The organism is Streptomyces dengpaensis (assembly GCF_002946835.1).
Lineage (GTDB): Bacteria > Actinomycetota > Actinomycetes > Streptomycetales > Streptomycetaceae > Streptomyces > Streptomyces dengpaensis.
This window is the reverse complement of the sequence record NZ_CP026652.1, coordinates 3267203-3292990: the sequence shown is the minus strand read 5'-3', so window position 1 is coordinate 3292990 and position 25788 is coordinate 3267203. Positions and strand designations below refer to the sequence as shown.

Sequence of the window (25788 nt, the reverse complement as noted above, 5' to 3'; positions counted from 1 at the left end):
CCGGGGTGGCTACGCCGCCGTCGGGCGCGCGGCCGCGCGCCCGACGGCGGCCGCGGCGGTCAGGCGGCCCAGGGCCTCGGCCTTGTCGCAGGGGTGGGCGCCCAGGGCCGCCTGGCGGGCCACGATGGAGCGCTCGGCGCGCATCAGACGCCAGCCGCGGCGCAGCAGGAAGGGCACCGACTTGCGGCCCTCCCGCAGATCCCGCATGAAGCGGCGGCGGAACGTGGTGACCGGGCCGCGCGACAGGCACAGCGCGTCGGCCAGCACGCCCAGCTCACGGCAGCGCTCGACGATCTCGGCGGCGAAGATGCCCTCCGCGATGAACAGCGGGGTCCGCTCGACGCGCAGCGTCTCCGTACCCGTGCGGGCGCTCAGCGCGATGTCGTACACGGGGATGGTCGTCCGCCCCGTACGGCACAGCTCCTCGATCGCGGCGACCGCGGTGTCCGCGTCCCAGGACAGCGGGTGGTCCCAGTCGATGTCCGCGCTGCCCTCCACCTGAGGAAGCGTCGGGTCCGTGCCCTCCTTGTAGAAGTCGTCGAGGCGGAGCACGGGGAGCCCGGAGTCGGCCGCGAGAAGGGACTTTCCAGAGCCGGAGGGGCCGCAGAGCAGCACCACTCGGGTGGGTATCGGGGGATGGGAACCCAATTCTCCGTACCTTCTGTCAATCGACCTGGTTTCGCCCCGCAGCGAACATGCGGCGGACACATCCAGGAGATTATCCCCTCCCCCGAGACCCGCCCCGGCCTACTCCGCCACCGGCTCCGTGACAAAGCGCCCGGACGCGTCCAGCTTCCGCGCCAGGGCCTGCGCCTCCTCGGGGGTGTCCGCGCCGAGGGAGTACGTCGTCGACACGGTCGGCAGCGACGGCCGGCGCTACGCCTGCGGGGTCTGGGTGTACGACAAGACCCTCCTGCCGTCCGGGCGCGGGCTTGGCCCCCTGGCTCTTCCTGGGGACGCCGCCGAGCCGGGTCACGGGCGAGGTCACCATCGAGCGCGCCTCCGCGCCGGCCTGGAAGGGCACCTTCACCACGGGCACCAAGGCCCTCCACTACGGCCTGCGCGACATGATGGCCGAGCTCTTCTCCTACGAGGCTCTGAGCCACCCCGGCCGGGTGCACTACGTCTACATCGGCGCCGACCGCAGCAGCTTCCACGGCGGCTTCACCATGGCCGGCCAGGACCGAATCGAGATCACCTTCGCCACGCACGGGGTGACACTGACGCACACGGTGGACTGGAACTGACGGCAACGGCGGACGGGGGCCGGACGGCATCGGTGGACTGGGCCGGACGGTCCCGGGGGGACTGGCGCTGATATGTCTGTTGCCCCGCACAGGCGAATCTGCCACCTTCGGTGCTCGCGCGGGAGGACGGGTCAACTACGCTGCGTGTCACTCCACTTGCTCTCCGCTCCCCAACAGAGGACATCCGATGGTGCGACACGCAGCCACCCAGCAGACCACCCAGGCCGCCCGCAGGACCGCGCGCATCGTCGTCGCGGTCGGTGTGGTCGCTGCCGGTGCGGCCGGGGCCACACCGGCGGTCGCGGACGCGGACCCGGTCGTGGACGTCATGCGCACCCGGCCCACTTCCCTGGGCAACGTCGACCCGCAGGCGGGCCTCCAGGCCCTGACCGGCACGGTGGGTTACGTCACCGGCTCGGTCGAGGGCCTCAAGCCCAACCCGCTGGCGGGCACCGCTGTCGACCCGCTCGACAACGGCGTCGGCACCCAGCTCGCTGACTTCAAGCCCCTGTCCTCACAGGCGCTGACCCGGCCGGTGGCACAGGCGTCGTCGATCGGCAGCATTCCGGTACTGGGCCAGGCGACGGGCCTGCTGCACGGCTGACCACGGCAGAAAGCCGCGCTTCCCCCGGACGGAGGGGAAGCGCGGCTTTCTGGTCCCAGGTGAGTCCCAGGTGACTTTCGTGTGACTCAGGTCCCAGGTGACTTTCGGATGGCTCAGTACGACGAGCCCGACGCGCCCAGCGACCCCGTCGGGTGCCAGACCGTCTTCGTCTCCAGGAAGGCCGTCATGCGGTCGATGCCCGGAGTCGCGGAGTAATCCACAGCCTGTGGACGCACGACCCGCTTGAGGTTGTCCGCGGCCGCGATCTCCAGCTCCTTCGCCAGGACGTCGTCCGCGCCCGCGAGGTCGATCGCGTTGACGTCCTGGTGCGCGGCGAGGGGAGCGGCGATCTCCGCCGTCTTGCCGGAGAGCACGTTGACCACACCGCCGGGCAGGTCGGAGGTGGCGAGCACCTCGCCGAGCGACAGGGCCGGGAGGGGGGACCTCTCGCTCGCGATCACGATCGCCGTGTTGCCGGTCGCGATGACCGGCGCGATGACGGAGACAAGACCGAGGAAGGACGACTCCTGCGGGGCCAGGACCGCGACCACGCCCGTCGGCTCGGGGGTGGAGAGGTTGAAGAACGGGCCCGCCACCGGGTTGCCGCCGCCGACGACCTGGGCGATCTTGTCGGTCCAGCCCGCGTACCAGACCCAGCGGTCGATCGCCGCGTCGACCTGAGCGGCGGCCTTCGCCTTCGACAGGCCCTCGGCGTCGGCGACTTCGCGGACGAACTGCTCCTTGCGGCCCTCCAGCATCTCGGCGACGCGGTAGAGGATCTGGCCGCGGTTGTACGCCGTCGCGCCGGACCAGCCGCCGAACGCCTTGCGCGCGGCGACCACCGCGTCACGGGCGTCCTTGCGGGACGAGAGCGGTGCGTTCGCCAGCCACTTGCCCTTAGGGTCCGTCACCTCGTACACCCGGCCGCTCTCGGAACGCGGGAACTTCCCGCCGACGTACAGCTTGTAGGTCTTGAGGACGGAGAGTCGCTCAGTCTTTTCGGTCTTCTCAACTGCGCTCATTTTTTATCGCTCGCCCTTCGGGCTCGACGGGGCGAGGTACGCCTCCAGGCCGTGGCGGCCGCCCTCGCGGCCGAAGCCCGACTCCTTGTAACCGCCGAACGGCGAGGTCGGGTCGAACTTGTTGAACGTGTTGGACCAGATGACGCCCGCGCGGAGCTTGTTCGCCACCGCCAGGATGCGGGAGCCCTTCTCGGTCCAGATGCCCGCCGACAGGCCGTACTGGGTGTTGTTGGCCTTGGCGACGGCCTCGTCCGGCGTGCGGAAGGTGAGGACCGACAGCACCGGGCCGAAGATCTCGTCGCGGGCGATGGTGTGCGCCTGGGTGACGTTCGTGAAGAGCGTCGGGGCGAACCAGTAGCCGGAGGTGGGCAGTTCGCAGGCGGGAGACCAGCGCTCGGCGCCCTCGGCCTCGCCCTGCTCGGCGAGCGAGGTGATCCGGGCCAGCTGCTCGGCGGAGTTGATCGCGCCGATGTCCGTGTTCTTGTCGAGCGGGTCGCCGAGGCGCAGCGTCGACACGCGGCGCTTGAGCGAGTCGAGCAGCTCGTCCTGGATCGACTCCTGGACCAGCAGGCGGGAGCCCGCGCAGCAGACCTGGCCCTGGTTGAAGAAGATGCCGGTGACGATGCCCTCGACGGCCTGGTCGATGGGGGCGTCGTCGAAGACGATGTTCGCGCCCTTGCCGCCGAGTTCGAGGGTGACCTTCTTGTTCGTACCGGCCACCTGGCGGGCGATCGCCTTGCCCACGGCGGTGGAACCGGTGAAGGCGACCTTGTTCACGTCCGGGTGCTCGACGAGCGCGGCGCCCGTGTCGCCGTACCCCGGAAGGATGTTGACGACGCCCTTGGGCAGACCGGCCTGGCGGCAGATGTCCGCGAAGAACAGGGCGGACAGCGGGGTGGTCTCGGCCGGCTTCAGCACGACCGTGTTGCCGGTCGCCAGCGCCGGGGCGATCTTCCACGCCAGCATCAGGAGCGGGAAGTTCCAGGGGATGACCTGGCCCGCGACGCCGAGGGGCTTGGGGTTGGCGCCGAAGCCGGCGTGGTCGAGCTTGTCGGCCCAGCCCGCGTAGTAGAAGAAGTGCGCGGCGACCAGGGGGAGGTCGGCGTCGCGCGTCTCCTTGATGGGCTTGCCGTTGTCCAGCGTCTCCAGGACGGCGAGCTCGCGGCTGCGCTCCTGGATGATGCGGGCGATGCGGAAGAGGTACTTGGCGCGCTCGGCGCCGGGCAGTGCCGACCACTTCTCGAAGGCCTTGCGGGCGGCCTTCACGGCACGGTCGACGTCCTCGGTGCCGGCCTGGGCGACCTCGGAGAGGACCTCCTCGGTGGACGGCGAGACGGTCTTGAAGACCTTGCCGTCGGCCGCTTCCGTGAACTCGCCGTCGATGAACAGCCCGTACGAGGGGGCGATGTCGACGACCGTGCGGGACTCGGGCGCGGGTGCGTACTCGAATGCGGATGCCATGGTGATCAGTCCACCGTCACGTAGTCGGGGCCGGAGTAGCGGCCGGTGGCCAGCTTCTGACGCTGCATCAGCAGGTCGTTCAGGAGCGAGGAGGCGCCGAAGCGGAACCAGTGGTTGTCCAGCCAGTCCTCGCCCGCCGTCTCGTTCACCAGGACCAGGAACTTGATGGCGTCCTTGGTGGTGCGGATGCCGCCTGCGGGCTTCACGCCGACCTGGATGCCGGTCTGGGCGCGGAAGTCGCGGACGGCCTCCAGCATGAGGAGCGTGTTGGCCGGGGTCGCGTTGACGGCGACCTTGCCGGTCGAGGTCTTGATGAAGTCGGCGCCCGCCAGCATGCCGAGCCAGCTGGCCCGCCGGATGTTGTCGTACGTCGACAGCTCACCGGTCTCGAAGATGACCTTGAGGCGAGCCGCCCCCGAGGCCTCCTTCACGGCGACGATCTCGTCGTACACCTTCATGTAGTGGCCCGCGAGGAAGGCTCCGCGGTCGATGACCATGTCGATCTCGTCGGCGCCCGCGGCGACGGCGTCGCGCACGTCGGCCAGCTTCACGCCGAGCGCGGCGCGGCCCGCCGGGAAGGCGGTGGCGACGGAGGCGACCTTCACGCCGGAGCCGGCGACGGCTTCCTTGGCGGTGGCCACCATGTCGGGGTAGACGCAGACCGCGGCCGTCGTCGGCGTCGTACGGTCGGTCGGGTCCGGGTGGACCGCCTTGGCGCCGAGCGCCCGGACCTTGCCCGGGGTGTCCGCGCCTTCCAGCGTCGTCAGGTCGACCATCGAGATGGCGAGGTCGATGGCGTACGCCTTCGCGGTCGTCTTGATGGAACGGGTACCGAGCGAGGCGGCGCGCGCCTCCAGGCCGACCGTGTCGACGCCGGGGAGCCCGTGGAGGAAGCGGCGCAGCGTGCTGTCGGACGCGGTCACGTCGCCGAGTGCGTGTGCAGTGGTGGACATGGTCACCAGCCGAGCATATCTACGCGCGTAGCGGCTGTACACCCCCGGGTCGGACGCAGAACGCCGAGGGGCTCATTCTCAGCCCCTGCGGAGCGTCGGGCACAATCGGGCCCATGACCACCTCGCGACCCGAGTCGAAGGACCGGATCTACCGGTCGCCCGCCGGCATGGCGGGCGGTGTGCTCCTGCTCGTCATCGCGGGCTGGCTCGGCATCGACGCGCTGATCGCGGGGCAGGGCCGCACTCCCTGGCAGGCCCTCGCCGCGCTGATCCTCATCGTCCCGCTGGTGTGCGCGTTCACCCTGCGCCCCGCGGTCTACGCGAACGAGGACCGGTTGCGCGTCCGCAACCCGTTCCGCGTCATCGTGCTGCCCTGGAGCAAGGTCGCCTCCCTGCGTTCGGGCTACTCCAACGAGGTGGTCGACACCTCCGGCACGAAGTACCAGCTGTGGGCGATCCCCGTCTCCCTGCGCGCCCGCAAGAAGGTGGCCAGGCAGCAGGCACGGGGCGCCACGGCGGACGGCCGGGGCAGCCGTACGCCAGCGTTCGGCCGCACGGCCCCCGCACCCGCCGCGCCGTCCCGCGCCACGACCGACCAGATCATGGACGACCTGCGCGAGCTGTCCGAGGCGAGGGCGTCCGAGGAGAGCGCGCAGGGCGAGGTCAGCGTGCGATGGGCGTACGAGGTGATGGTCCCCGCGGCGGCCGGCGCGATCCTGCTGGCCATCCTGCTGGCCATGGGCTGACCGGCGCCTCGCACGGTCATGGCGCGCTCGGCCACACCAGCACCATGTACGCGCCGCAGTACGCCGCGACCACCAGCGCCGCCGTCAGGCTCAGTGCCCGGAAGCGGGCCGAGGCGCGGGAGATGTGCAGGGCGAGCGGGAGCAGGAGGGGGAAGCCGGGGAGGAGGAAACGGGCGCGCGGGAAGTAGACACCGCCGCTGCCCAGGACGATCAGCAGCAGGACCCCGGTGAAGACGAGCAGGGGCAGCGGCTGGCGGTCCCAAGCGGAGAGGACGTAGAGCGCCATCGACGCGAGCAGCGTCACCGTCACCATCACCAGGAACAGCTGGGGCGTCGAGTCGAACGCCAGGACCTGCTGCATCCGCTGCAGGGTCTCCAGGCCGCCGTCCCACTCGTTGTTCCACAGCCGCTGTACGGCGAAGTAGCCGTCCCAGCGGCCCACGCGCAGGCCCACCCAGCCGACATACCCGAGCCAGCCGGCCGGGGCGAGCGCGGCGGCCGCCAGGGCGCGTGCCGAGAAGCCGTGGCGGAGTGAGACCAGGGCGGTCGCGGTGACCGCGGCCGCCACCGCGATGCCTGTCGGGCGGGTCAGGCCGGCCAGCGAGGCGAGCGAAGCCGCCCACAGCCAGCGGCCGGTGAGCACCGCGTACAGCGACCACGCGGCGCACGCCGTGAACAGCGACTCCGTGTAGCCCATCCACTGGACGAGGCCCACCGGGAGGGCCGCCCACAGCACGGTCAGCAGGACGCCTACGCGGCGGCCGTGCAGATGGCTGCCCACCGAGTAGATCCCCCACGCGGCGGCGAACGAGCTCACGACCGCGATGACCAGGCCCGTCGTCGCGCGCGTGCCCGGCGTCAGCACGGCGAACGCCTTGATGAGGACGGGGTAGAGCGGGAAGAAGGCGAGGTTGTTCGCGTCGTGCTCGGTGCCCAGGCGGTGTGCGTAGCCGTGGTCGGCGATGCCCAGGTACCAGTTCGCGTCCCACTGCGCCGCCAGGGTCGGCCACAGGCCGTGGTGCTGGTGGTGGGCCCACACGGTGACCACGAGCAGGACGGTGAGGCGTACGGCCGCGTAGGCGAGCAGCGCGGGGGCCGCACGGCGCAGGTGGGCGCGGAATCTGGCCGCGGGGGTGGCTTCCCGCGGCGGGCGCCGGGTGTTCGGGACGCGTGCACTCGGGGCGTTCCGGGGTGGGGCGGATGTCGGCCGGGAAGCGGTCGAGGGCACGCGGCAGCTCCTGGGACTCGGTGGTGCGCTACCGGTAAACCGTTCCTCGGTCTTCCAGTGGCGTACGGGAGCGCTGCGTCAACTGCCGTGTGGAAATCACCCGTACGTGCGGCGGGCAGGGGGCCGCTCTGCGAGCAGACGGGAGGAGGGCCGCTCTGCGGGAACCCGGGAAGATGGCCGCTGTGGGGACCACCGGACCGGTGAGCCCCCACAGGCGATGCCAGCTGTCAGATCAGATACCGGCTGCCGCCGACAGGTCCCGCTTGATCGCCGACAGCAGCTCGGCGGCCTTCGCGTGGGCCGCGGGGAGGCCGTCCCGGGTGCCCACCGGCACCACGACCTCCAGGTAGCACTTCAGCTTGGGCTCCGTGCCGCTCGGGCGGACGATGACGCGGGCGCCGTCCAGCGTGTAGCGCAGGCCGTCCGTCGCAGGCAGCTTGTCCGTACCCTTCGTCAGGTCCTCGGCGTTCGTGATCGCCAGGCCCGCGAGCTCCGTCGGCGGCTGCTCACGCAGGCGCCGCATGGCGTTCGCGATGACCGAGAGGTCCTCCACGCGCACCGAGAGCTGGTCGGTGGCGTGCAGCCCGTATTCGACGGCGATGTCGTCGAGGAGGTCGACGAGGGTGCGCCCCTGCTCCTTCAGCTCGGAGGCGAGCTCGGTGATGAGCAGCGCCGCCGTGATGCCGTCCTTGTCGCGTACGCCCTCGGGGTCGACGCAGTAGCCGAGGGCCTCCTCGTACCCGTACCGCAGACCCTCGACGCGGGCGATCCACTTGAAGCCGGTGAGGGTCTCCTCGTACGGCAGGCCTGCCTTCCCGGCGATCCGGCCGAGCAGGGAGGAGGACACGATGGACTCGGCGAAGGTGCCGCGGGCACCGTGGTTGACCAGGTGCTGGGCGAGCAGGGCCCCGACCTCGTCGCCGCGCAGCATGCGCCAGTCGCCACGGTCCTTGACCGCGACGGCGCAGCGGTCCGCGTCGGGGTCGTTGGCGATGATCAGGTCGGGGTCGGTCTCGCGGGCCTTCGCGAAGGCGAGGTCCATGGCGCCGGGCTCTTCCGGGTTGGGGAAGGCGACGGTCGGGAAGTTCGGGTCGGGGTCGGCCTGTTCGGTGACGAGGACGGGCTCCGGGAAGCCGGCGCGGGCGAAGGCGGCGAGGAGGACCTCCGTGCCGACGCCGTGCATCGCCGTGTACACGGTCCGGGCGGTGCGGGGGGAGTCCTCCGCCAGGACGGCGTCCGTACGCTCCAGGTAGGCGTCGAGCGTGTCCTCGTCGAGGGTCTGCCAGCCGGAGTCCGGGCGGGGCACGTCGGCGAGGGCGCGGACGGCGTCGATCTCGGCCGCGATCTCGGCGTCGGCCGGCGGAACGATCTGTGAACCGTCCCCCAGGTAGACCTTGTAGCCGTTGTCGCGGGGCGGGTTGTGGCTGGCGGTGACCTCCACGCCCGCCGCCGCGCCCAGGAGCCTTATGGCGTAGGCGAGGACGGGGGTGGGGAGGGGGCGGGGCAGTACGGCGGCGCGCAGACCGGCGCCCGTGATGACGGCCGCCGTGTCCCGGGCGAAGTCCGCCGACTTGTGCCGGGCGTCGTAGCCGATGACGACCAGGCCGTCGGTCACGCCCTTTGCCTTGAGGTAGGCGGCGAGGCCGGCCGCCGCCCGGATGACCACGGAGCGGTTCATCCGCATGGGCCCGGCACCGAGCTCCCCTCTCAGCCCCGCGGTGCCGAACTGGAGGGTGCCGCTGAAGCGGGCGGCAAGCTCATGGACGTCCTCGGCGTCGATGAGCTGGGCGAGTTCCTCACGGGTGTCCGCGTCGGGATCCTCGGCCAGCCACGCCTTGGCCCGCGCGATGAGTTCGTCCTGCACCTCGGGTGAACCTCTCTCTTTTCAGCCCGTCCGGCGTTCGAGGACGAGCGCGTCAGCGCGATTGCGGGGGTCTGGGGGCGGCAGCCCCCAGGTACGGGACGGGCAGGGGCGGAGGGGGCGAAAAACCCCACCGCCGAACCCGCAGCAAACCCCGCCGACTACAGACGATCCAGCACCTGAGTCAGAAGCTCACCCATCCGCGCGGCCGAGTCGCGGCCCGCCTGGAGGACTTCCTCGTGGTTGAGCGGCTCGCCGGTCATGCCGGCGGCGAGGTTGGTGACGAGCGAGATACCGAGCACCTCCGCACCCGCCTCACGCGCGGCGATGGCCTCGAGCGTCGTCGACATGCCCACCAGGTCGGCCCCGATGACCCGGGCCATCCGGATCTCGGCCGGCGTCTCGTAGTGCGGCCCGGGGAACTGCGCGTACACGCCCTCCTCGAGCGAGGGGTCGACCTCCTTGCACAGCGCCCGCAGCCGCGGCGAGTACAGATCGGTGAGGTCCACGAAGTTCGCGCCGACGATCGGGGACGTCGCCGTCAGGTTGATGTGGTCGCTGATCAGCACCGGCTGCCCGGGCCGCATGCCCTCGCGGAGCCCGCCGCAGCCGTTGGTGAGCACGATGGTCTTGCAGCCGGCGGCGACGGCGGTCCGCACGCCGTGCGCGACGGCGGCGACACCGCGGCCCTCGTAATAGTGGGTGCGGCCGAGGAAGACCAGGGCCCGCTTGTCACCGATCTTGTACGAGCGGATCTTGCCGCCGTGGCCCTCGACCGCCGGCGGGGGGAACCCGGGCAGTTCGGTGACCTGGAACTCGGCCTCGGGGGAGCCGAGGGCGTCCACGGCCGGGGCCCAGCCGGAGCCCATCACGAGGGCGACGTCGTGGGTCTCGGCGCCCGTGAGCTCACGCAGGCGCGTGGCGGCGGCGTCGGCGGCGGCGTAGGGGTCGCCCTGGATGTCGTCCGGAAGAAGAGATGCGTTCACGCGCACGAGGGTAGCCGGTCCAGGCCTACGCGCGTAGATGACAGAGCTCACGGTCTTGCGATCGTTGTCTTGTCGTTTCCGACGAGAGGGCGATGCGAGGGGACCGCTCACTCGTCCGTGATGAGGACGTCCTTGTCGTTGAAGACCTCGACGATGAAGACCAGCAGGCGGCCGCGGCTGACCGTGTATTCCACCAGGATGTTCTGCGTCAGCCGGATCGTGCGGTCGTCTCCGGTGGAGCTTATGGGCCGTGAAACCGAGAGGAATGGGTCGCGGGCCAGCATGGCCATGCCTTTGTCGAACGCGGCGCGCTGCCGGTCGTCGAGCCGGTCGCGGGCCGCGGCGGCCTGAACCGTGTAGTAGACGTCGTACGTGATCGTGGGGGCCATGAGCACTCCCGCTGGTGCGTCGGTGTCCTCGAGCTTAGAGGCGGCGGCCCTCAGCAGGGCCTCTTCCGCAGTTCCATCACGTAATCGTGTGGAGCGCCGGCAGACTCCGCCGCGTCGGCGATCTCCCCGAGGTACCGCGCCGACGGCAGCCCCCCCTCGTACCCGTTGAGCACGTACACCCACGCCGGCTCCTCCCCCTCCAGCGTGTCCACGCGTACCCGCATGCGCCGGTATATGTCGAGGCCCACGCCCTCCCAGCGGTCCATGGAGTCCTCGTCCAGGGGTGCGATGTCGTACAGCGCCACGAACACCTGGGACCGCGGTGCCTCGACGATCGTCGCGAGCGCGCCCTCCCAGCCCATGTGCTCGCCCCCGAAGGTCAGCCGCCAGCCGTTCAGCCAGCCGGTGGCGCGCAGCGGCGAATGTGGAGCGCGGCGCGTCATGAGCCGCGGGTCGAGATTGCCGGCGTACGCGGCGTAGAGCGACATGAGGTTGAGGGTACGGCAGCGACGCATACGCCTCTCGTGTAACAGAAGGAGCTCGGGTGCACGACGGTTACCACCCTGGGCGGAAGCACTTGGGAGCGTGCGGGACAATGGAGTACGTGACTCGGATCGTGATCATCGGTGGCGGACCCGGCGGATACGAGGCGGCCCTGGTGGCCGCCCAGCTCGGCGCGGAGGTGACCGTCGTCGACTGCGACGGTCTGGGCGGGGCGTCGGTGCTCACCGACTGCGTACCGTCCAAGACTCTGATCGCCACGGCCGAGGTGATGACCACCTTCGACTCGTCGTACGAGGAACTCGGCATCATCGTCGCCGACGACACGCCGCACATCGATGAGCCCGCGCGCGTGGTCGGCGTCGACCTCGGCAAGGTCAACCGCCGTGTGAAGCGGCTCGCGCTCGCGCAGTCGCACGACATCACGGCCTCCGTCACGCGCGCAGGCGCGCGTGTCCTGCGCGGGCGTGGACGGCTCGAAGGCATGCAGGCCCTGGACGGCTCGCGCAAGGTCGTCGTACGGGCCGCGGACGGCACCGAGGAGACGCTCACCGCCGACGCCGTCCTCATCGCCACCGGCGGTCATCCCCGCGAGCTGCCCGACGCGCAGCCCGACGGCGAGCGGATCCTGAACTGGACCCAGGTGTACGACCTCGACGAGCTGCCCGAGGAGCTCATCGTGGTCGGTTCCGGCGTCACCGGTGCCGAGTTCGCCGGCGCCTACCAGGCGCTCGGGTCGAAGGTGACCCTCGTCTCGTCCCGCGACCGCGTGCTGCCCGGCGAGGACCCGGACGCCGCGGCCGTCCTGGAGGACGTCTTCCGCCGCCGCGGCATGAACGTCATGGCGCGCTGCCGCGCCGAGTCCGCCAAGCGGGTCGGCGACCGCGTCGAGGTCACGCTCTCCGACGGCCGGGTCATCAACGGCACACACTGTCTGATGGCCGTCGGCGCCGTCCCGAACAGCAGCGGGATGGGCCTGGAGAAGGCCGGGGTCAAGGTCAGGGACTCCGGGCACATCTGGACCGACAAGGTCTCCCGGACGACCGCCCCCGGCGTGTACGCGGCCGGTGACGTGACCGGCGTCTTCGCCCTCGCGTCCGTCGCGGCGATGCAGGGACGTATCGCCATGTACCACTTCCTGGGCGACGCGGTGGCCCCGCTGAACCTCAAGACGGTCTCGTCGAACGTCTTCACCGACCCCGAGATCGCCACCGTCGGCTACACGCAGGCGGACGTCGACGCGGGCAAGATCGACGCCCGTGTCGTGAAGCTCCCCCTCCTGCGCAACCCGCGCGCCAAGATGCAGGGCATCCGGGACGGCTTCGTCAAGATCTTCTGCCGTCCGGGCACCGGGATCGTGGTGGGCGGCGTGGTCGTGGCCCCCCGCGCCTCGGAACTGATCCATCCCATCTCGATCGCGGTCGACAACAATCTGACGGTCGAACAGATCGCGAACGCCTTCACCGTCTATCCCTCGTTGTCGGGCTCGATCGCGGAGGTGGCGCGGCAGCTGCACACCCGTAAGACCGCGGGCGAGGTCTGAGTCCTTCGGGCGACTCCCCGCCGGTCTTCGCTGGTCACGGGGAGTCGTCGACCATTCGTAAGGCATAGGCGGCGCGAGTAGGCGCCTATACCACTTCGCGCCCTGCCATGCGAACAACTTCTGTTATTCGGCGCAAACTGCTGAAAGCAGACGGTCGTTGGGGTTACTGTCAGTTTCGTGTTCGCTGCAGAACGTCGCCAATTGATCCTCGAAATGGTGCGAGCGAATGGAGCGGTGTCGCTCCGTGAGCTCGCCCGCGTCGTCCAGACCTCCGAAGTGACCGTACGGCGGGACGTGCGCGCACTGGAGGCAGAAGGACTCCTCGACCGCCGACACGGCGGTGCGGTATTGCCGGGCGGGTTTACGCGGGAGTCCGGCTTTCCGCAGAAATCGCATCTCGCGACCGCCGAGAAGACGGCCATCGCCGATCTCGCCGCGGGTCTCGTCGAAGAGGGCGAGGCCATCGTGGTGGGTGCGGGTACGACCACGCAGGAGCTGGCTCGCCGGCTCGCGCGGGTGCCCGGGCTGACCGTCGTCACCAACTCCCTGTTGGTGGCCCAGGCGTTGGCCCACGCCAACCGTGTGGAGGTCGTGATGACCGGCGGCACTCTGCGCGGTTCCAACTACGCCCTGGTCGGCTCCGGCGCCGAGCAGTCCCTCCAGGGGCTGCGCGTCTCCCGGGCCTTCCTTTCCGGCAGCGGGCTGACCGCCGAGCGCGGTCTGTCCACGTCCAACATGCTCTCGGCGTCCGTCGACCGCGCGCTGGTCCAGGCCGCCGCCGAGGTCGTCGTCCTCGCCGACCACACCAAGCTCGGTACGGACACGATGTTCCAGACCGTGCCGACCGACCTGATCACGCGCCTGGTCACGGACGAGCCGCCGCCGCACGACGACCGCGCGGCCACCGAACTGCAGGCCCTGGCGGACCAGGGCGTACAGATCGCGGTGGCCGGTTCATCCAGCTCGGGCGGCGCGGGAGGCGATCCCGTCCCGGCGGGGCGCCAGCCACGCCGGGACGTACCACTCCCCGGGCCGCGCCGCGGCCAGGTGGTACCCGGCACGGGCCCGCAACTGCGCAGCGCGACGGCCCTGGGCGAACAGCCCCAGGGGGAGCGGGCGCGGGTGGCGGACTTGCGCCGCCGCTGACGGGGGCGGCCCGCCTGAGGCACTCATGCCCTCACGGCTTCAAGCCGCGGAGCGTCAGTGTCAGGAGGCGGTCCGCCAGTTGGGGTTCGTCCGGGGTTTCCTCTGACGCCAGGGCGATGGCGTTGGTCAGTTGGAGGAGATCGGTGATCGAGACGTCGGGGCGTACCGCGCCTGCCTGCTGGGCGCGGAGCAGGAGGGCGTTGCCCGCCTCGCGCATCGGGGTGCTGCACCGCGCGAGGGCCGAACCTTCGTCCCGCGAGGCCGACATGAGGGCGCGCGACAGGCCGCGGTACTCGCTCGCGTGGGTGATGATCTCGCGCAGCCAGTCCACGAGGGCGGTGCAGGGCTGCGGGGCGTCCAGCAGCTCGCGTGAGCGGGCGAGCAAGTCGCTGACCGCGTCCTCGAAGACCGCGCTCACCAAGGCGTGGCGGTTCGGGAAGTGGCGGTAGAGCGTGCCGATTCCGACGCCCGCGCGGCGGGCCACGTCCTCCAGGGAGGCGTCGGTTCCGTGCTCGGCGAACGCGGAGCGCGCCTCGGCGAGCAGCCGTTCGTAGTTGCGCCGGGCGTCGGCACGCATGGCGCGCGGCGCCCCGGGGCTCTCCGCGGGCCCCTGCGCCCCCGCTCGGTCCTGTGCGGTCGCGCCCACCATGGCATCCACCTGCTCTCTCCTGCCGCGAGGCTGCCGTCCAGCATGCCATCAGGCGCTCACGAGCGGTCTCCCCGGGCCGGGTGAAAGCCGTACCTCCTTCTCGTGCGTCCCTTTGGCCTTCTCGTACGTCCCTGGGGCGCGCCCTTGGCGCACGCCGTGGGGGTGACAGGACGAAGCGCCCGGCGGACTCACTGCTTCAGTCCGCCGGGCGCTTCGGGTGTCGGTCGTGCAGAGACCTGAGTGCTCAGTCCTTGATCTCGCAGATGACGGCGCCGGAGGTGATGGAGGCGCCGACGTCGGCGGTGAGGCCCTTGATGGTGCCGGAGCGGTGTGCGTTCAGGGGCTGTTCCATCTTCATGGCTTCCAGGACGACGACGAGGTCGCCTTCCTGGACTTCCTGGCCTTCTTCGACGGCGACCTTGACGATGGTGCCCTGCATGGGGGAGGCGAGGGTGTCGCCGGAGGCGACGGGGCCGGACTTCTTGGCGGCGCGGCGTTTGGGTTTGGCGCCGGCGGCGAGGCCGGTGCGGGCCAGGGACATGCCCAGCGAGGAGGGCAGGGAGACTTCCAGGCGCTTGCCGCCGACCTCGACGACGACGGTCTCGCGGCCGGGCTCTTCCTCGGCCTCCAGGTCGGTGGGGGGCGTGAAGGGCTTGATGTCGTTGACGAACTCGGTCTCGATCCAGCGGGTGTGGACCGTGAACGGGTCGGTGGAGCCGGTCAGTTCGGGGGCGAAGGCCGGGTCGGTGACGACTGCGCGGTGGAAGGGGATGGCGGTGGCCATGCCGTCGATGCGGAATTCGGCGAGGGCGCGGGCGGCGCGCTGCAGGGCCTGTTCGCGGGTGGCGCCGGTGACGATCAGTTTGGCGAGCAGGGAGTCCCAGGCGGGGCCGATGACGGCGCCGGACTCGACGCCGGCGTCCAGGCGGACGCCGGGGCCCGAGGGCGGGGTGAAGGTGGTGACGGTGCCGGGGGCGGGCAGGAAGCCTCGGCCGGGGTCTTCGCCGTTGATGCGGAACTCGAGGGAGTGGCCGCGCAGTTCGGGGTCGGTGTAGCCGAGGGGCTCGCCGTCGGCGATGCGGAACATCTCGCGGACCAGGTCGATGCCGGCGACTTCCTCGGTGACGGGGTGTTCGACCTGCAGGCGGGTGTTGACCTCGAGGAAGGAGATGGTGCCGTCGGCGCCGACGAGGAATTCCACGGTGCCGGCGCCGACGTAGCCGGCTTCCTTGAGGATCGCCTTGGAGGAGGAGTACAGCTCGGCGACCTGGGCGTCGGACAGGAAGGGGGCGGGGGCTTCCTCGACGAGTTTTTGGTGGCGGCGCTGCAGGGAGCAGTCGCGGGTGGAGACGACGACCACGTTGCCGTGGGTGTCGGCCAGGCACTGGGTCTCGACGTGGCGGGGTTTGTCGAGGTAGCGCTCGACGAAGCACTCGCCGCGGCCGAAGGCGGCGACGGCCTCGCGCACGGCGGACTCGTACAGTTCGGGGACCTCGTCCAGGGTGCGGGCCACCTTCAGGCCGCGTCCGCCGCCGCCGAAGGCGGCCTTGATGGCGATGGGCAGGCCGTGCTCCTTGGCGAACGCGACGACCTCCTCGGCGCCGGAGACCGGGTCGGGGGTGCCGGCGACCAGGGGGGCGCCGGCGCGCTGGGCGATGTGCCGGGCGGCGACCTTGTCACCGAGGTCGCGGATGGCCTGCGGGGGCGGGCCGATCCAGATCAGCCCGGCGTCCAGGACGGCCTGGGCGAAGTCGGCGTTCTCGGACAGAAAACCGTAGCCGGGGTGGATGGCATCCGCTCCGGAGTCCTTGGCGGCCTGCAGCACCTTGGCGATGTCCAGGTAACTGGTGGCCGGGGTGTCACCGCCCAACGCGAACGCCTCGTCCGCCGCACGGACATGCAGAGCGTCCCGGTCCGGTTCCGCATACACGGCAACGCTCGCGATCCCGGCATCCCGGCACGCCCGGGCCACGCGGACAGCGATTTCGCCACGGTTGGCGATGAGCACCTTGCGCACGATGGCTCCCTCCTTGAAACAAGCCGAGTTTAGGGACAGCCGACACGACCTTTCGACCCGTCCACTGTGGTGAGCTTGCCCACACGGAGCGTGATGCGAGGCTCGCCCGACCCGCGAAATCCCTTGTCGCGCCGAGGCACGCAGGAATCCTTCCCAGAACCCTAGCCCGCCGGTGTGGTCAAGGTCTCTGTGACTCAGTGCTGCGCCCCACAGCGTTTCTTTGTGGAGTCCCTACGAATGGCCCAACGATTCTTTGCCCGTGGCAGAACCCTTGTCCCTGGGTTTACCCGTTAGTAGCGTTCGGGCTGCTGAAGAAAGTCCGCGGCTCGAAGGACCCCGTCGAGGGGTGGCCGGGCGGCGATCTGGCGTACTTGGGTTAACGGCACTGGGAAGTGGGTGGGGACCGGTGGTGCGCAGGCCGGTTGCGTGGGTGGCGGCGATCGTGCTCTTCGCCGAGGCGGTCGGCATAGCGGCGCTGAACTGGTTCCTCGGCATGGTCGTCGACCGCCAGGACATGTCCCTGGCTGGCCTCGACCCGGACATGATGTCCGTCTCGTCGAAGGTCGGGGGCCTGGTCTTCGGCCTCTACTTCGCGGCGTGCGGCCTCGCCGCCCTGCTGATCGCGCTGCGCGACCGCGCCCCACGCGTGGTCGGCCGCATCCTCCTCATCAGCGCCGCCGTGGTGCACGGGCTGCTCGGCGCGTTCACGGTGGGCCTGGTGGGCTGGGGCGCGTTCGCCTTCATGATGGTGGTGCTCGGGCTGATCGTGTTCACGCTGATGGCGTACGACCGCCGCGAGGGCGCCGGTCCCGCGGGAGGCGCCGCGCCCGAGGACGGCAAGAACGGCGACAACGGGGGAGGGGTCCCGATCGCACCTCCGGCACCCCCGGCCCCGTCGGCCTCCTGACCACGTACCCCCGAGGTACCACGTACCCCGCGGTCCCTACTTCTCCTGCGGCGTCCACAACTCCGTGATGCCGATGCCCAATTGGGCCAGCAGCCGGCGGACCAGCGGCAGCGAGATCCCGATGACGTTGCCGTGGTCGCCGTCGATGCCGTCGATGAACGGGGCCGACAGGCCGTCCAGGGTGAACGCGCCCGCCACGTAGAGGGGTTCGCCCGAGGCGACGTACGCGGCGATCTCGGCGTCGGTCGGGTCGCCGAAGCGGACCACGGTGGACGCGGTCCCCGAGGCGTAGCGCTTGGCCGCCGTGTCGTAGATGCAGTGCCCCGTCTGGAGGATCCCGGCCCGGCCGCGCATCGACTTCCAGCGGGCGACGGCCTCCTCGGTGTCCGCGGGCTTGCCGAGCGCCTCGCCGTCCAGTTCGAGCACCGAGTCGCAGCCGATCACCAGTGCGCCCTGCACCTCGGGCTTCGCCGCCACGTGGGAGGCCTTCGCCTCGGCCAGCGCGAGGGCGAGTTCGGCGGGGGTCGGGGCGGTGACGGCGTCCTCGTCGACCCCGCTCACGATCACCTCGGGGTCGAGGCCGGCCTGCCGCAGCAGGTTGAGCCGGGCGGGGGACTGCGAGGCGAGCACGAGGCGGCGGCGCGGCTGATCGGTCATGCGGTCAGCGTATCGGCGGAGGGTCCCCGAGGGCTCATCTCACCCCGATCACGATCATCGCCAGCACCATGGCCAGCGCCATGAGAACGCCCAGCCGCCGCAACATGTCCTGCATGTCGCGGAGTTCCTTGGGGGGCTCGTTCTCTGGGTCGGACCACAGCATGGTGTCGAGCTTGCGGCGACGTGATGGGGGGCGCCTGAGTACGCGTACTCAACTTGTGCTCGGCTTGAGCTCAGCTTGAGTTCGACGGAGTAAACGGCACTCCAGTCCCGTTTTAAACGGTACGCTAATTCCATTAGTGACCCCGATGAGGTCGGCGCCGAGGTGCCGTGCGGCCTCGCCGCCCTGCTGCGGCGGACTGGGGCGAGCGCGCGGCCAAGGTGAGCCATGAGCTCAACGAGTGGATCCGGTGCTCGGGGGGGTATGACGCGGTCGTCGACCTCAACCGGGTACTGGCCGATCCGGCGGACCCGGACCGGCTGCACCCGTCGTACGACTTCGGCGACCACCTGCACCCCGACGACGCGGGGTACCAGGTGATGGCCGATGTGCTGTCAGCGGTCCTCTAGCCGGGCCAGAAGGTGCGACTCCACGCCGTCGGGCCCGGCTTGGGCAGCCGGTGCGCGGCGATGCGGGCCGGGTCCGCCCAGGAGTCCGGCTCGCGGCGCGCGCCGGACGGGGTGGGGACCGCCGCCGCGGCGCGCGCCCTGACCACCGCCAGGGCGGCGGCCAGCTCCTCCGGGGTCGGATTTCCCCGTACGACCTTGATCGTCATGTCTGCTCCCAGGATCCGGGTCTACAGGGGCTTAGAGGGGGATGTTGCCGTGCTTCTTCGGAGGGAGTGATTCCCGCTTCGTACGGAGCTGACGCAGACCGCGTACGACGTGGGAGCGGGTCTGCGACGGCATGATCACGCCGTCGATGTAGCCGCGCTCGGCCGCCGTGTAGGGGTTGAGGAGGGTGTCCTCGTACTCCTGGATGAGGCGGGCCCGGGTGGCTTCCTGGTCCTCGGCGGCGGCGATGGTGCGGCGGTGCAGGATGTTGACCGCGCCCTGCGCGCCCATCACCGCGATCTGGGCGGTGGGCCAGGCGAGGTTGAGGTCGGCGCCGAGGTGCTTGGAGCCCATGACGTCGTAGGCGCCGCCGAAGGCCTTGCGGGTGATGACGGTGATCAGCGGGACGGTCGCCTCGGCGTAGGCGTAGATCAGCTTGGCGCCGCGGCGGATGATGCCGGTGTGCTCCTGGTCGACGCCCGGGAGGAAGCCGGGCACGTCGACGAAGGTGATGACGGGAACGTTGAAGGCGTCGCAGGTCCGGACGAAACGCGCGGCCTTCTCGCTCGCGTCGATGTCCAGGCAGCCCGCGAACTGCATCGGCTGGTTGGCGACGATGCCGACGGGGTGGCCCTCCACCCGTCCGAAGCCGGTGAGGATGTTCGGCGCGAACAGCGGCTGCGTCTCGAAGAACTCGGAGTCGTCCAGGAGGTGTTCGATCACCGCGTGCATGTCGTAGGGCTGGTTCGCGCTGTCCGGCACGATCGTGTCCAGCTCGCGGTCCTCGTCCGTGAGGGCGAGGTCCGCCTCGTCCGGGAAGACCGGGGGCTCGGAGAGGTTGTTGGACGGCAGGTAGGACAGCAGCTGCTTGACGTACTCGATGGCGTCCTTCTCGTCGCCCGCCATGTGATGGGCCACGCCGGATGTGGCGTTGTGGGTCCGGGCGCCGCCCAGCTCCTCGAAGCCGACGTCCTCGCCGGTGACGGTCTTGATGACGTCGGGGCCGGTGATGAACATGTGCGAGGTCTGGTCGACCATGATCGTGAAGTCGGTGATCGCGGGGGAGTAGACCGCGCCGCCCGCGCAGGGCCCGACGACCAGGCTGATCTGCGGGATCACGCCGGAGGCGTGGGTGTTGCGGCGGAAGATCTCCCCGTACATGCCCAGGGCGCTGACGCCTTCCTGGATGCGGGCGCCGCCAGAGTCGTTGATGCCGATGACCGGGCAGCCGGTCTTCAGCGCGAAGTCCATCACCTTCATGATCTTCTGGCCGAAGACCTCGCCGAGGGCGCCGCCGAAGACGGTGAAGTCCTGCGAGAACACCGCGACCGGGCGGCCGTCGACCATGCCGTAGCCGGTGACGACACCGTCGCCGTACGGGCGGTTCTTCTCCAGACCGAAGTCGGTCGACCGGTGCCGCGCGAACTCGTCGAACTCGACGAAGGACCCGTCGTCCATCAGCAGCTCGATCCGCTCACGCGCCGTCAACTTGCCCTTGGCGTGCTGCTTTTCGACCGCGCGCTCCGAGCCGGCGTGCGTCGCCTCCTGGATACGGCGCCGCAAGTCAGCGAGCTTGCCCGCGGTGGTGTGGATGTCGGGGTGGTGCAGCTCTTCCGGCTCGGACATCGGGATGCGGCTCCCTGCCTGCTCTAAGGGATGTGAGGGTTGAGGTGCTCAGAAGTGGGGACGGCTACTCATCCGTAGCGTAGTGGGGTGTCTTCGGTTCGGCAGTGCGGCGTTTACCACACTCCCCCTCTGGTTTCAGCGGTCAACGAGGTCTCCGGATCAGGCCTGAGCGCCCGGGAAACTCAGCCCGGCAGGGACCGGAATCCGTCCCCTTCTCGCGGGGCGGAGGACGTCAAACCTAGGGTGGTTGCATGACGACCCCACCAGGTGGACAAGGCAGCCCCTCCGACGAGCCCGGTGAGCCGCGGCCGGGCCGCTGGTCCGACCTCGACCGCCCACCCCTCAACGAAGCCGCCCTGCGCCGCGCGCTGGTCCGCGACGGCGGGCTCTGGAGCGATGTCCAGGTGGTCCAGCGCACCGGGTCCACCAACTCCGACCTCGTCGCCCACGCCGCGAAGGAGGACGTCGGAGAGGGTGTCGTCCTCGTCGCCGAGGAGCAGAACGCCGGGCGCGGTCGCCTCGACCGCAACTGGACGGCTCCGGCCCGCTCCGGCCTCTTCTTCTCCGTCCTGCTCAGGCCCACCCAGGTCCCCGTCGAGCGCTGGGGCTGGCTGCCGCTGCTCACCGGCGTGGCCGCCGCGACGGCCCTCTCGCGGGCCGCCGGTGTCGACACGGCACTCAAGTGGCCCAACGACCTGCTGGTGACCGTCGGCGGGGAGGAACGGAAGGCCGGGGGCATCCTCGCCGAGCGGACGGGGGCCGATGCGGTGGTGGTGGGCATCGGCATCAACGTCACCCTCAAGGAGGACGAGCTTCCCGTGCCGGGGGCCGGTTCGCTGGCGCTGGCGGGAGCCGTCACGACGGACCGGGACACCGTGCTGCGGGCCGTGCTGCGCTCCCTGGAGCAGTGGTACGAACGCTGGCGTGCCGCCGGGGGCGATCCCGCCGCGTCGGGCCTCCAGGAGACGTACGCCGCCGGCTGCGCGACGCTCGGCCGGGTGGTCCGGGCCGAGCTGCCCGGGGGGCAGTCGATCACCGGGGAGGCGGTGGCGGTGGACGGCGACGGGCGTCTTGTCATCGCTACCGGGGAGGGTGTGCAGGAGCCGGTGGGGGCGGGAGATGTGGTGCATGTGCGGGGCGTGTAGCGGGCGGTTTTTCGCCCCCTCCGCCCCTGCCCGTCCCATAACTGGGGGCTCCGCCCCCAGACCCTCGCTGTCGCGCTTCGCGCTCGTCCTCAAACGCCGGACGGGCTGAGAATCAGCCCCCCGGGCGTCGGGAGTGAGCCAGCGCACACCTGCCGTAGAGTTGAGCGCGGTCGATACCTGACCGCGGCAGATCGGAAGGGCAGCAGGCGTGACCGTCGACGACACCGGCTCCGACACGGGTGCCCACCCCGCCCCCGACAGCGAGCAGGGCCGTACCGCCGGGCCGGACACTGACCGGGACACCGACCCGGACTCCGGCGAGGACCCCCTGGCGCTCCGCCTGGAGCAGCTCATCCTCGGCGCCGAGCGGCGCTACACCCCGTTCCAGGCGGCCCGCAGCGCCGGCGTCTCCATGGAACTGGCATCCCGCTTCTGGCGGGCCATGGGCTTCGCCGACATCGGCCAGGCCAAGGCCCTGACGGAGGCCGACGTCCTCGCGCTGCGCCGCCTTGCCGGTCTCGTGGAGGCGGGCCTGCTCAGCGAGGCGATGGCGGTCCAGGTCGCCCGTTCCACCGGCCAGACCACCGCCCGCCTGGCCGAGTGGCAGATCGACTCCTTCCTGGAGGGCCTGACCGAGCCGCCGGAACCGGGGATGACGCGCACCGAGGTGACGTACCCCCTGATCGAGCTGCTGCTGCCAGAGTTGGAGGAGTTCATCGTCTACGTCTGGCGGCGCCAGCTCGCCGCCGCGACGGGACGCGTCGTCCAGGCGGCGGACGACGAGGAGATGGTCGACCGCCGGCTCGCCGTCGGCTTCGCGGACCTCGTCGGTTTCACGCGGCTGACGCGCCGCATGGAGGAGGAAGAGCTTGGCGAACTCGTCGAGGCCTTCGAGACCACGTGCGCGGACCTGGTGGCCGCGCGCGGGGGCCGTCTGATCAAGACGCTGGGCGACGAGGTGCTGTACGCGGCGGACGACGCGGGTGTCGCCGCGGAGATCGCGTTGCGGCTCATCGAGACCCTGGCGAACGACGAGACGATGCCGGAGCTGCGCGTCGGCATCGCCTTCGGCACAGTGACCACCCGTATGGGTGACGTGTTCGGTACGACCGTGAACCTGGCGAGCCGCCTCACGTCGATAGCGCCACGCGACGCGGTCCTGGTGGACGGCGCCTTCGCGGAGGAACTTGTCCGCACCGGGGAGGCCCCCGCCTCCGAGGCGGAGGCCGCCGAGGCCGCGGCCACCGCGGAGAAGGAGGGCGAGGAACCCCCCTCCTACCGCTTCGCCCTCCAGCCGATGTGGCAACGCCCGGTACGAGGCCTCGGCGTCATCGAACCGTGGCTTATGGCACGCCGGGAGGGCGAGTCCTGACACGACGGGGCCACGAGCCCTGACACGACGGGGCTAGCGGGGGCCGACCGGCGCCCCCAGGCCGTTCACGCAGATCCCGATGATCGGCACGCAGATGCCTGAGGGCTCGGGCTGCGGGGCCGGGGCGTGCGTGGTCGGGCTCGGAGTGGGCCGGGGTGCGGCGGGAGCGGTCGCGGCCGGGGGCGGTGTGGTCACGGGGCCGGTGGGGATGCCGGTGGTGTCCGGTACGGCGCCGGCCGCGGGGGCGCTCCCGCGAGGCGACGGGACGGCCGCCGGTGTCGTGGTCGGCGGCGGTGTCGGTACGAGGCCCACGCCCGAGGTGGGCGTCGCGCTCGCCCCGCCGGCCGCGCTCGCCCGGCCCGTCGCGACGGTCCCCGTGGCGGTCACGGGGTTTGCCGAGGGCGCGGCCTCGACGGTGGTGACGGCGTTGCCCGCCGTGTCCGTGACGGTGGCCCCGGTCGGCTCCGCCTCCGCGCTGCCCCCACCGGCGACCACCGACTCGGGTGTCATCCGCGCCAGGCTCAACGCTCCCGCCGCGAGCGCGAGTCCCCCCACGGCGAGCACTACCCGCCGCGGACGGGGCCTGCGGTGCCGCCCACGGGCGGGGCCGCCCCAGAGGGGAGCAGGTCGTGGCGTCGTCTCTCGGTTCGTCATGGCCGTCCTCCCCAATGCGCCCGCACCCCCCCCGAGTGCGCCGTGGCGGTGCGCAGGCTATGTGTGGTTTGAGGGTGACGGGCGGGGGTTGGGCGGGATGTCACCCGAAAGAGGACAACCGGGGCGAGGGGACGGGTTTCGTCGGGCGGCGTGGGCTGCGATGATCGGGGCGTCGGTTGTTAACCCGCGTTAACCGGGAGGGTGTCGTGGCACAGCTAGGGGCGGAGCAGGGGTCGCAGCCAGGGGACGAGCGGCGGTTCGGGGAGTTCGTCGTCGTACGGCGGCATGCGTACGTCGCGGAGCTCGCCCTCGACCGGCCCAAGGCCATGAACGCCGTGTCCACGGACATGGCCCGGTCGATCGCCGGTGCCTGCGAGGCCCTCGCCGCCGACCGCGACGTACGCGTGGTCGTGCTCACCTCCACCCACGAGCGCGCGTTCTGCGTCGGCGCCGACCTCAAGGAGCGCAACTCCTTCACCGACGCCGACCTGATGCGGCAGCGCCCGGTCGCGCGGGCCGCGTACACCGGTGTCCTGGAGCTGCCGATGCCGGCCATCGCCGCCGTGCACGGCTTCGCGCTGGGCGGCGGCTTCGAGCTGGCGCTGTCGTGCGACCTGATCGTGGCCGACCGTACGGCGGTCGTCGGGCTGCCCGAGGTGTCCGTCGGGGTGATCCCCGGGGGTGGCGGTACGCAGCTGCTGCCCCGCCGGGTCGGCGCCGCCCGCGCCGCCGAGCTCATCTTCTCCGCGCGACGCCTGGAGGCCGCCGAGGCACGGGAGTTGGGCCTCGTGGACCAGCTCGTGGAGGAAGGGCGGGACACGGCGGAAGCCCTTGCTCTCGGCGCCCGTATCGCCGCGAACTCGCCCGTCGGGCTGCGTGCCGCCAAGCGTGCCCTGCGTCTCGGTCACGGCCTGGATCTCCGTGCCGGCCTGGAGGTCGAGGACGCCGCCTGGCGGTCCACGGCGTTCTCGGGCGACCGGGCGGAGGGCGTGGCTGCCTTCAACGAGAAGCGCAAGCCGGAGTGGCCGGGGGAGTAGGGGAACGCACGACTGCCCGCAGCTGGTGCGTACGCCCACCCGGACCCCTGTTCGCCATACCAATGTCCCAAATCGCGGCAAATATCCCTAGCCTGGAGTGATGGGTGAGGACAGACGGCTGAAGGCCGTGGTGGCGCTCGCGCAGGGGATGGCGGCGGCGCACACCTCGCGCGAGTCGTGGCGGGCCGCGGCGCTCGGCGCGTGCCACGCGCTGGCCGGAAGCTTCGCCGCGCTCTCCATGTGGGAGCGCGAACTCGGCCGGCTGCGGGTGCTCGTCAATGTGGGCGAGCGGGCCCCGGACGAGGTCGAATTCCCCGAGGGGGAGGCCTACCCGGTGCACCAGTTCCCGGAGATCACCGAGTTCCTGCACGAACGCTGGGCCGGGGGCGGCGGCCCCAACGCCTGGGTGGAGACGGCCGACGGGCCGGCGGCGGGCCCCGCCGGGTACTGCCATCAACGCGTCGCGGCCCTGCGCCGCCGCGGCCGTGGCTGCTGCGTCGTCGCCCCGATCGTGCTGAACGGCCGCGCCTGGGGCGAGCTGTATGTGGCCCGCCCGGCCGCTGACCCCGTCTTCGACCGGGCCGACGCCGACTTCGCGACCGTGCTCGCCTCCGTCATCGCGGCCGGGATCGCCCAGACCGAGCGCCTGGAGGAGGTCAGGCGCCTCGCGTTCACGGACGCCCTGACCGGGCTCGCCAACCGCCGTGCCGTGGACGTACGCCTCGACGAGGCCGTCGAGCGGCACAAGGCGGCCGGCGTCGTGATCAGTCTCGTCGTCTGCGACCTCAACGGGCTCAAGCGCGTCAACGACACCCGGGGGCACGCGGTCGGCGACCGGCTCCTGGAGCGGTTCGGATCCGTGCTGTCCCTGTGCGGGGCCATGCTCCCGGGCACCCTCGCCGCCCGGCTCGGCGGTGACGAGTTCTGTCTGCTGGCGGTGGGCCCTGCGGCCGACGAGGTGGTCCGTATCGCCGATGAACTCTGCCGCCGCGCCGCCGAGTTGGAGCTGGGGGAAGGGGTGGCGTGCGGGGTCGCCTCGACCGAGGACCCGATCGGGCCCGTCCGCTCGGCCCGTCGGCTGTTCCGGCTCGCGGACGCGGCCCAGTACCGGGCCAAGGCCGTACGCGCGGCGAAACCCGTGGTCGCCGGACGCGAGGGCCCCGACGACCCGGTCGTACGCCTCGCGGACGCGCCCTCGCCCACGGAGGGGGAGCGCCGCCGCTTCCGTGGCCGCCACGAGCCCTGCCCGTGACCCACGCCGGG

26 protein-coding genes and 1 pseudogene are annotated in these 25788 nt (G+C 71.3%); 11 read left to right on the top strand and 16 right to left on the bottom strand.

Translation table 11 applies throughout. The annotated features are described in order from the left end of the window. Nucleotides 1–9: 9 nt before the first annotated feature. Nucleotides 10–648 (bottom strand): uridine kinase family protein, encoded by a 639-nt coding sequence (locus C4B68_RS14960; RefSeq protein WP_099505477.1) that lies wholly within the window; start codon nucleotides 646–648, stop codon nucleotides 10–12. A gap of 284 nt (nucleotides 649–932) precedes the next feature. On the opposite strand from C4B68_RS14960, the gene C4B68_RS14955 reads away from it, so the two are divergent. Beyond that, complete coding sequence (locus tag C4B68_RS14955) at nucleotides 933–1247, top strand: hypothetical protein (RefSeq protein ID WP_099505478.1); 315 nt, start codon at nucleotides 933–935, stop codon at nucleotides 1245–1247. Nucleotides 1248–1434: 187 nt separating this feature from the next. Further along, nucleotides 1435–1851, top strand: a complete 417-nt coding sequence (locus tag C4B68_RS14950) for a hypothetical protein (RefSeq protein ID WP_099505479.1) — start codon at nucleotides 1435–1437, stop codon at nucleotides 1849–1851. Between the two features lie 113 nt (nucleotides 1852–1964). Here the strand turns inward: C4B68_RS14950 and C4B68_RS14945 are convergent, their stop codons facing one another. From C4B68_RS14945 to deoC, 3 genes are read right to left on the bottom strand one after another with little or no spacing between them, the layout of a single operon-like run. Then, the gene (locus tag C4B68_RS14945; protein ID WP_099505480.1) at nucleotides 1965–2873 is read right to left on the bottom strand and encodes an aldehyde dehydrogenase family protein; all 909 of its coding nucleotides are present in this window, start codon (nucleotides 2871–2873) and stop codon (nucleotides 1965–1967) included. 3 nt (nucleotides 2874–2876) lie between these two features. After that, on the bottom strand, nucleotides 2877–4334 hold the full coding sequence (locus C4B68_RS14940; protein ID WP_099505481.1) for an aldehyde dehydrogenase family protein: 1458 nt from the start codon (nucleotides 4332–4334) through the stop codon (nucleotides 2877–2879). 5 nt (nucleotides 4335–4339) lie between these two features. Next, nucleotides 4340–5287: a deoxyribose-phosphate aldolase gene (deoC, locus tag C4B68_RS14935; RefSeq protein ID WP_099505482.1), complete on the bottom strand. Its 948-nt coding sequence runs from the start codon at nucleotides 5285–5287 to the stop codon at nucleotides 4340–4342. 113 nt (nucleotides 5288–5400) lie between these two features. Here deoC and C4B68_RS14930 point away from each other — a divergent pair, with 113 nt between their 5' ends. Continuing rightward, the gene (locus tag C4B68_RS14930) at nucleotides 5401–6033 is read left to right on the top strand and encodes a PH domain-containing protein (RefSeq protein ID WP_099505483.1); all 633 of its coding nucleotides are present in this window, start codon (nucleotides 5401–5403) and stop codon (nucleotides 6031–6033) included. 16 nt (nucleotides 6034–6049) lie between these two features. Here the strand turns inward: C4B68_RS14930 and C4B68_RS14925 are convergent, their stop codons facing one another. From C4B68_RS14925 to C4B68_RS14905, 5 genes are all read right to left on the bottom strand, one after another. Continuing rightward, nucleotides 6050–7261: a hypothetical protein gene (locus C4B68_RS14925; protein ID WP_099505484.1), complete on the bottom strand. Its 1212-nt coding sequence runs from the start codon at nucleotides 7259–7261 to the stop codon at nucleotides 6050–6052. A 232-nt stretch (nucleotides 7262–7493) separates the two neighbouring features. Then, complete coding sequence (locus tag C4B68_RS14920; RefSeq protein WP_099505485.1) at nucleotides 7494–9125, bottom strand: phospho-sugar mutase; 1632 nt, start codon at nucleotides 9123–9125, stop codon at nucleotides 7494–7496. Between the two features lie 158 nt (nucleotides 9126–9283). Continuing rightward, on the bottom strand, nucleotides 9284–10108 hold the full coding sequence (locus tag C4B68_RS14915; RefSeq protein ID WP_099505497.1) for a purine-nucleoside phosphorylase: 825 nt from the start codon (nucleotides 10106–10108) through the stop codon (nucleotides 9284–9286). Between the two features lie 107 nt (nucleotides 10109–10215). Next, a complete protein-coding gene (locus tag C4B68_RS14910; protein WP_099505486.1) occupies nucleotides 10216–10497 on the bottom strand; it encodes a hypothetical protein in 282 nt (93 codons plus the stop codon). Between the two features lie 50 nt (nucleotides 10498–10547). After that, nucleotides 10548–10985 (bottom strand): gamma-glutamylcyclotransferase family protein, encoded by a 438-nt coding sequence (locus tag C4B68_RS14905; RefSeq protein ID WP_099505498.1) that lies wholly within the window; start codon nucleotides 10983–10985, stop codon nucleotides 10548–10550. Between the two features lie 50 nt (nucleotides 10986–11035). On the opposite strand from C4B68_RS14905, the pseudogene C4B68_RS14900 reads away from it, so the two are divergent. Together C4B68_RS14900 and C4B68_RS14895 are read left to right on the top strand one after the other, a co-directional pair. Continuing rightward, nucleotides 11036–12541, top strand: a pseudogene (locus tag C4B68_RS14900) (NAD(P)H-quinone dehydrogenase); the annotation flags it as partial. Between the two features lie 177 nt (nucleotides 12542–12718). Continuing rightward, a complete protein-coding gene (locus C4B68_RS14895) occupies nucleotides 12719–13687 on the top strand; it encodes a DeoR/GlpR family DNA-binding transcription regulator (RefSeq protein ID WP_099505488.1) in 969 nt (322 codons plus the stop codon). A gap of 31 nt (nucleotides 13688–13718) precedes the next feature. Here C4B68_RS14895 and C4B68_RS14890 read toward each other — a convergent pair whose 3' ends face one another. Both C4B68_RS14890 and C4B68_RS14885 read right to left on the bottom strand, forming a co-directional pair. Next, nucleotides 13719–14264, bottom strand: coding sequence for a TetR/AcrR family transcriptional regulator (locus C4B68_RS14890; RefSeq protein WP_180289363.1), 546 nt, complete (start codon nucleotides 14262–14264; stop codon nucleotides 13719–13721). Between the two features lie 316 nt (nucleotides 14265–14580). Next, complete coding sequence (locus C4B68_RS14885; RefSeq protein ID WP_104879980.1) at nucleotides 14581–16353, bottom strand: acetyl/propionyl/methylcrotonyl-CoA carboxylase subunit alpha; 1773 nt, start codon at nucleotides 16351–16353, stop codon at nucleotides 14581–14583. A 406-nt stretch (nucleotides 16354–16759) separates the two neighbouring features. Between C4B68_RS14885 and C4B68_RS14880 the strand changes: the two genes are divergently transcribed. Continuing rightward, nucleotides 16760–17260 (top strand): hypothetical protein, encoded by a 501-nt coding sequence (locus C4B68_RS14880; RefSeq protein ID WP_099499540.1) that lies wholly within the window; start codon nucleotides 16760–16762, stop codon nucleotides 17258–17260. 36 nt (nucleotides 17261–17296) lie between these two features. Here the strand turns inward: C4B68_RS14880 and C4B68_RS14875 are convergent, their stop codons facing one another. Together C4B68_RS14875 and mmpB are read right to left on the bottom strand one after the other, a co-directional pair. Further along, a complete protein-coding gene (locus C4B68_RS14875) occupies nucleotides 17297–17917 on the bottom strand; it encodes a Maf family protein (protein WP_099499541.1) in 621 nt (206 codons plus the stop codon). A 34-nt stretch (nucleotides 17918–17951) separates the two neighbouring features. Beyond that, complete coding sequence (gene mmpB / locus C4B68_RS44065; protein WP_099499542.1) at nucleotides 17952–18080, bottom strand: morphogenic membrane protein MmpB; 129 nt, start codon at nucleotides 18078–18080, stop codon at nucleotides 17952–17954. Nucleotides 18081–18247: 167 nt separating this feature from the next. Between mmpB and C4B68_RS14865 the strand changes: the two genes are divergently transcribed. Next, nucleotides 18248–18487 (top strand): SGNH/GDSL hydrolase family protein, encoded by a 240-nt coding sequence (locus C4B68_RS14865; RefSeq protein ID WP_373682180.1) that lies wholly within the window; start codon nucleotides 18248–18250, stop codon nucleotides 18485–18487. Here C4B68_RS14865 and C4B68_RS14860 read toward each other — a convergent pair. Next, on the bottom strand, nucleotides 18484–18693 hold the full coding sequence (locus C4B68_RS14860; RefSeq protein WP_099499543.1) for an acyl-CoA carboxylase epsilon subunit: 210 nt from the start codon (nucleotides 18691–18693) through the stop codon (nucleotides 18484–18486). The genes C4B68_RS14865 and C4B68_RS14860 overlap by 4 nt on opposite strands. Nucleotides 18694–18724: 31 nt before the next feature. Next, nucleotides 18725–20317: an acyl-CoA carboxylase subunit beta gene (locus tag C4B68_RS14855; protein ID WP_099499544.1), complete on the bottom strand. Its 1593-nt coding sequence runs from the start codon at nucleotides 20315–20317 to the stop codon at nucleotides 18725–18727. 251 nt (nucleotides 20318–20568) lie between these two features. Here C4B68_RS14855 and C4B68_RS14850 point away from each other — a divergent pair, with 251 nt between their 5' ends. Next, nucleotides 20569–21462, top strand: coding sequence for a biotin--[acetyl-CoA-carboxylase] ligase (locus tag C4B68_RS14850; protein ID WP_099499545.1), 894 nt, complete (start codon nucleotides 20569–20571; stop codon nucleotides 21460–21462). Nucleotides 21463–21670: 208 nt separating this feature from the next. Continuing rightward, nucleotides 21671–22834, top strand: coding sequence for an adenylate/guanylate cyclase domain-containing protein (locus C4B68_RS14845; protein ID WP_099499546.1), 1164 nt, complete (start codon nucleotides 21671–21673; stop codon nucleotides 22832–22834). A 33-nt stretch (nucleotides 22835–22867) separates the two neighbouring features. Here C4B68_RS14845 and C4B68_RS44060 read toward each other — a convergent pair whose 3' ends face one another. Continuing rightward, nucleotides 22868–23488: a hypothetical protein gene (locus C4B68_RS44060; RefSeq protein ID WP_276311580.1), complete on the bottom strand. Its 621-nt coding sequence runs from the start codon at nucleotides 23486–23488 to the stop codon at nucleotides 22868–22870. A 206-nt stretch (nucleotides 23489–23694) separates the two neighbouring features. Between C4B68_RS44060 and C4B68_RS14835 the strand changes: the two genes are divergently transcribed. Both C4B68_RS14835 and C4B68_RS14830 read left to right on the top strand, forming a co-directional pair. After that, nucleotides 23695–24525 (top strand): enoyl-CoA hydratase/isomerase family protein, encoded by an 831-nt coding sequence (locus C4B68_RS14835; protein WP_099499548.1) that lies wholly within the window; start codon nucleotides 23695–23697, stop codon nucleotides 24523–24525. Between the two features lie 100 nt (nucleotides 24526–24625). Then, nucleotides 24626–25777, top strand: a complete 1152-nt coding sequence (locus C4B68_RS14830; RefSeq protein ID WP_099499549.1) for a GGDEF domain-containing protein — start codon at nucleotides 24626–24628, stop codon at nucleotides 25775–25777. Nucleotides 25778–25788 lie beyond the last annotated feature (11 nt).